The organism is Kocuria subflava (assembly GCF_012163155.1).
Classification (GTDB): Bacteria; Actinomycetota; Actinomycetes; order Actinomycetales; family Micrococcaceae; genus Kocuria; species Kocuria subflava.
This window is the reverse complement of sequence record NZ_JAAVUN010000047.1, coordinates 1-5778: the sequence shown is the minus strand read 5'-3', so window position 1 is coordinate 5778 and position 5778 is coordinate 1. Positions and strand designations below refer to the sequence as shown.

2 protein-coding genes and 3 pseudogenes are annotated in these 5778 nt (G+C 65.5%); 2 read left to right on the top strand and 3 right to left on the bottom strand.

Going from position 1 to position 5778, the window contains the following annotated elements; translation table 11 throughout:
- On the top strand, positions 1–305 hold a 305-nt coding region (locus GTW58_RS12605; protein WP_168023537.1), incomplete at its 5' end, for an integrase core domain-containing protein.
- A 134-nt stretch (positions 306–439) separates the two neighbouring features.
- Here the strand turns inward: GTW58_RS12605 and GTW58_RS12600 are convergent.
- Positions 440–1473 (bottom strand): annotated as a pseudogene (locus GTW58_RS12600) (IS30 family transposase).
- Positions 1474–1614: 141 nt separating this feature from the next.
- Entirely contained in the window at positions 1615–2757 is a 1143-nt protein-coding gene (locus GTW58_RS12595; protein ID WP_119933768.1) for a calcium/sodium antiporter, read from the bottom strand.
- A gap of 172 nt (positions 2758–2929) precedes the next feature.
- On the opposite strand from GTW58_RS12595, the pseudogene GTW58_RS12590 reads away from it, so the two are divergent.
- A pseudogene (locus GTW58_RS12590) lies at positions 2930–4302 on the top strand (IS1380 family transposase).
- On the opposite strand, the pseudogene GTW58_RS12585 reads toward GTW58_RS12590, so the two are convergent.
- A pseudogene (locus GTW58_RS12585) lies at positions 4271–5579 on the bottom strand (ISL3 family transposase). The pseudogenes GTW58_RS12590 and GTW58_RS12585 sit on opposite strands and share 32 nt — an antisense overlap.
- Positions 5580–5778: the final 199 nt, after the last annotated feature.

Here is a 5778-nt window from a genome sequence, read left to right as displayed (position 1 = left end):
TCCGCTACACCGAGCGTCTTGCTGAGGCCGGCGCGGTCGCCTCGGTCGGCTCCACCGGCGACTCGTATGACAACGCCCTGGCCGAGGCCTTCAACTCGCTGTTCAAGGCAGAACTGGTCCGGAACCTCGGGCCCTGGAAGAACATCGACGACCTCGAGATCGCGACCGCGGAATACATCGACTGGTTCAATCACCGGCGTCTGCACGGCGAGATCGGCATGATTCCGCCCGTCGAGCTCGAGGACGTCTACCATCACAACAACCCCGCACCGGCACCCGCCGACGCGGCACTTGCGAGCCTCTAACAAACCCGGGGCGATTCATACCGCGCCCGGTAGGGCCTCGCTGGCGGCGGTATTGAACCCGGAGAATCCGTCCATCGCTACCACCTCGATGCGGTCCTTCCGTTGCTTGGGGTGGGCCTCTAGCCAGGGTGGTGTCAAAGCGTGGAAGCAACATGGGGTTCGCCGGCCAGTAGTCGGGCGAAGGATTCTGTCGGTGTCAGGAAGCCCAGTGGACGGCGGGCCGGTTGTTGATCTCCTCCGCGATGGTGGTGAGGTAGGGCTGGTGGTCGGGGATCGCCGTGCCCTTGGGGAGGTACTCGCGGTAGAGCCGGTTCGTGTTCTCGTTCGATGGCCGCTGCCACGGCGAGTGGGGGTCGGCGAAGTAGACCGGCATGTCTGTGGCCGGGGAGACCTTTGCGTGGTGCGCCATCTCGCTGCCCTGGTCCCATACCAGCGAGGTCTGCATCATCCGGGGCAGCTCGGTGAAGTACTCGATCACCGCGTCCGCGGTGCCCTCGGCGTGTTTCGAGGGCAGGGCGAGCGGGCCGGTGAACCCGCTCATCCACTCCACCAGCGTCGCCGCGCACGAGGACCCGTTCTTCCCGATGATCAGGTCGCCCTCCCAGTGCCCGGGTACCCGCCGCTTCGCCGCGTCCTCGCCACGCTCCGCGATCGGGACCATCCCCACGATCGGCCCGCCTCGGGAGCGGCCGTGCGTGCGGGGCCGGCGCTTGGTCCGTTTGGACTGCAAGAAGATCCCACGCTTGGCAAGTTCTCCGCGGGGGATCGCGTAGATGTACTGGTAGATCGCTTCTCCGCTGACGGTGCGGCCCTGAGCGTCGGGAGAGTTCGCCATGCGTTCAACGGTCGGGTCTGCGGCCTCCAGACGCAAGCGACCCGCGATCTCGTTCGGCGTCCATGACGCTGCGAGGTCGGCGTTGACGCGGGCCTCGAGTACCGGGTCCTTTGCCACTTTCCGGACCTGTGGGCGAGAGCGCTGGCGTTGCGCTTTCACGTCCGCGGTCACGGCTTGATAGCCGCGCGTCTTCGTCGAGTTCGGTCGAAGCTCTCTGGAGACCACCGAAGGGCATCTACCCAGGTGAGACGCGATCTTCCGGACTCCCCACCCGGCCTTCGATCCCGTCGAGATCTCCATCCGCTCCGTGAAGGTGAGTCGCCGCCGCACCATCCCAGGCCTCCTCGCCTCGAGCCCCCACCGACCGGGAGTGTTGCTACGACGCTATGACACCACCAACCGACAGTCATCTCTTGCCGATTTACATTCAGCCGACGACCTGAATGAAGCCAGCAGCCGAATGCACTCGACGGTCTACGTCGAAGTCGTGGTCTGGTCCAGGTCTCGGCGTCCCTTGCGGAGCCCGATTTCGTAGGCTGTAAAGGAAATGAGCGTCAGTGCGATTAACGGCAGCACGAACCACGCCATGGCTACGGTGAATCCCTCCAGTGCATCGTGCGCTGTGGCAGCCAGCACAAGGTATCCGGTGTAGGCGGCGTACAAAACCACGAACAAGCCGCCCTCCCAACGCGCCACCACGAAGCCCGTGAACGCGATCGGCAGTAGTGCCACTGCAGCCGCCAGCATTACTGGGATATCGAAGGCCACTGCGGCGCCGGATACGGGAATGCCTTCAAGAGAGATGAGCGCGGTTAGTCCTAGCACTACCCCTATGTTGATGATATTGCTGCCGACCACGTTGCCCACCGCTAGGTCCCGTTCACCGCGACGCACGGCAATGATGGACGTCGCCAGCTCGGGCAGCGATGTCCCGACAGCCACAACGGTCAGTCCGACCACGAGGCTGCTTACGCCCAACGTGGTGGCTATGTTCACTGCTCCTTCCACGAGCAGCGTGGCACCGGCGACCAGCAACGCGACCCCCAGCAGCACAAAGAAGAGCGACCTGCTGACCGAGGCGCCTAGCGCAGCCCCTTCCTCGCCGGCTGGATCGACGGTTGCCGAATCTCCTGTCCCTTCCCGGGCATTCACCGCGGTCTTGGCGTCCCGCCGACTAATCACCACGGACATTATGGTGTGGACCACCACACCGAAAAATAGTATCAGCCCGTCCACCGCACTGATCCTCCCATCCAGGGACACAAGGAGCAGTAGAACTGACAAGACGACCATCAGGGGCAGGTCAAAGCGGATCAGCCTCCGCTTTACAGCGAGGGGAACGACCAGCGCGGACAGTCCCAGGATGAGCAGGACATTAATGATGTTGCTGCCAACCGCATTGCCCACGGCAAGCCCCGGTTCATCGCGCAGTACAGCACCGACGCTCACTGCGAACTCGGGTGCCGACGTCGCCGCTGACACTACGGTGAGACCGATCACCAATGACGAAATTCCGAAACGTCCGGCCAGTGCTGACGCCCCACGCACCAAAAATTCCCCACCCAAGACCAGCAGCACCAGTCCGGCCACGATCCGTCCAATATCAAGCGCATCCATGAGTAGGAGTGTACGGACCACAGTTCAGGCCCTGCCACGAGCACCCGCTGACCTCGAGATTTCACTGGGGTGTGGTCTCGACGGGTGGGCGTCATAGAGAAAGGTGCTCCTGGCCTGGGATGATACGGGGTGTCGAGTCTCGTAATCCCTGGCCGGAAGGAGCACCTTTCAGGTGTCCCACCCTACCGTGTTCTTCTACCCCCGCCCGCGTGTGGACGTCGCTGAGGTCCCGACGGCCTCGCATGCGGGCGCGGTGCTGCTGACCGACACGATCCACGCCACCGGCCTCGCCTCTTCGCTGCGTGAAGCGTTGGGTTCATGGACGAAACCGCTGGCCGAGCATCACGCCTCCAAGGTCCTGCTGGACCTCGCGATGACTCTCGCGGTGGGCGGGGAGGTCGCCCGTGACACCAACCTGCTGCGGTGCGAGCCGGGCCTGTTCGGTGACGTAGCCTCGGCCCCAACGATCTCCCGCACGCTCACCACCCTCGCTGAGGACGCGCCCGCCGTGATGACCGCGATCGCCAGGGCTCGCAGGACCGCGCGCGAGCAGGCCTGGACCCTGGCCGGCGAGCATTCCCCGGCCGAGGGGCCGAGCGCGAAGACCCCGCTGGTCATCGACCTCGACGCCACCCTGATCAACGTCCACAGTGAGAAGGAGCAAGCCGCCCCGACGTTCAAACGCGGCTTCGGCTACTACCCTCTGTACGCGTTCCTGGACCACGGCAGCGAAGGAACCGGGGAACCGCTCGCGATCCACCTTCGCCCCGGCAACGCGGGCTCGAACACCGCCAGCGATCACATCGCCGTCACCCGTCTGGCCCTTGCGCAGCTCCCACCGGCCCTGCTGGGCCGGGGCGGGCGGGGATCGAAAAAGGTCCTGATTCGCACCGACGGGGCCGGCGGCCCCAAGGACTTCGCGGGCTGGCTGAAGCGGCAGCGTCTGGCCTACTCAGTCGGGTTCACCCTCCCCGCGAACACTCCTGACCTGTTGGAACGTATTGATGAGGCGAAGGCGTGGACTCCTGCCTACGACACCGACACCGAAGGGATCCGCGATGGGGCATGGGTCGCGGAACTGACCGGACTACTGGACCTGCCCGGGTGGCCCCCGGAATGCGGGTAATCGTAAGGAAGGAACGCCCCCACCCCGGAGTGCAGCTACGGATCACCGATCACAAAGGGATGCGGATCACTGCGTTCGCGACCAACGCCCCACGCGGCCAGCTTCCAGTGCTGGAGCTGCGTCACCGCCGCCGCGCGTGCTGCGAGGACCGGATCCGCAACGCCAAGGACATGGGCCTGATGAAGTTCCCGCTGCAGGGATTCGCGCAGAACCAGGTCTGGTGCCAGATCGTCCAGCTCGCCGGCGTCATCGTCGCCTGGATGCAGGCCATCGCGCTGGCCGGCCATGATGCACGTCGCTGGGAGCCCAAACGGTTTCGCGCACGGTTGTTCGAGATCCCCGCGACCATCGTGCGCCGCTGTCGGCACAAGATCCTGCATTCGAGGCTCATCGCATTTGAGGGTGTAGCAAGGGTCTGAAGCCGCCTGATTCGAGGAGGCTGCGGGCGATGTAGTTGGTGAGGTTGCGGAAGCCGAGGGCGGAGCCGCGCAGGTGTTCGAGCCGGCCGTTGATCGCCTCCGTCGGACCGTTGCTGGTGCCGGGGCGCTCGAAGAACGCCAGCACGTCGGCGGCGCGTTTGGTCAGTGTCCGGCCGAGCTTGCCCAGTTCCTCGAGGGTGTCGGGGACCTTCTTGCTCAGCGCCGCGATCACCTTCTCCATCTTGGCCTTAGCCTTTGCGCGGTCGAATTCTCGGTAGGCGGTGACCATGGCCTGGTAGATCTCCCAGGTCGCTTCGACCGCGGCGTGCTTCTCGTGGGCGAAGAGGACGCTGAGGTGTTCTTTTTGGCGGTCGGTCAGCAGGCTCATCCCGGTGTGGAGGGTGCGGCGCGCCTTGTAGAGCGGGCCGTCCTTGCGGTCTCTGCGCTGGTGGAGCTGTTGCTGGACGCGTCGTCGGCAGTCGTCCAGAGTGTCTCCGGCCAGGCGGACGACGTGGAAGGGATCCATCAGCGCTACCGCGCCCGGTAGGGCTTCGCTGGCGGCGGTCCTGTATCCGGTGAACTCGTCCATCGCCACCACCTCGATGCGGTCCTTCCATGCCTCGGGGTGGGCCTCCAGCCAGGCCTTGAACGCCGCTTTGGAGCGGCCCTCGATCATGTCCAGCAGCCGTGCGGGCCCGGTCCCGTCCCTGGCTGGGGTGAGGTCGATGATCACGGTGACGTACTTGTCGCCGCGCCTGGTGTGGCGCCATACGTGCTCGTCGACCCCGATCACGCGGACTCCGTCGAAGCGGGCGGGGTCATCGATGAGCAGCCGCTGGCCCTCGGCGAGGACGGCGCCGTCGGCGGTGTGCCAGGCAACCCCTAGCCCGGCGGCGACCCGTGCGATCGAGAGGTGGTCGATGACCAGGTCTTCCAGTGCCTACCGCATCCCACCGCGGGAGAGTTTCGCCCGCTCAGTCGCTGCGGCGGTGGTGTCCTCGCGCCAGCGGTTCCCGCAGTGACCACAGATACTGCCGGATCCGCACCAGCAGCGTCGTGGGCCGGTGGCCGAACGGCTGGTGAGCGAGGGGCCGAGTGATCGTGCCGCGCGAGGTCGACCTTGCTCCGCAAGCGCGGCACCACGGATCCTCCTCCGCGAGTCGGCATTCGAGCACCGCCCGTTCCGCCGTTAGCCATTGACCGACAGCGACGAGGCCGAGCTCGTCCAGGCGCGCGAAGGTCGTCAGATCGGGACTGTCGAAGATGGCGTTGGGCACGTCGAGGTCGTCCTGATGGCGAGCGTGAGGACTTCCACCATCGGGAGACCTCGACGTCTATCCGCGCACCGACGTGCCCACCCTCGCGACACGCAGCTACCCCCTCAACTGCGAAGAGCCAGATTGGATGACCTGCCCTACGGTTAGGTTTCCACTCTTGGTCGCTAGCTTCCGATGGTGGTGAGTGCCCGCGGGGTGC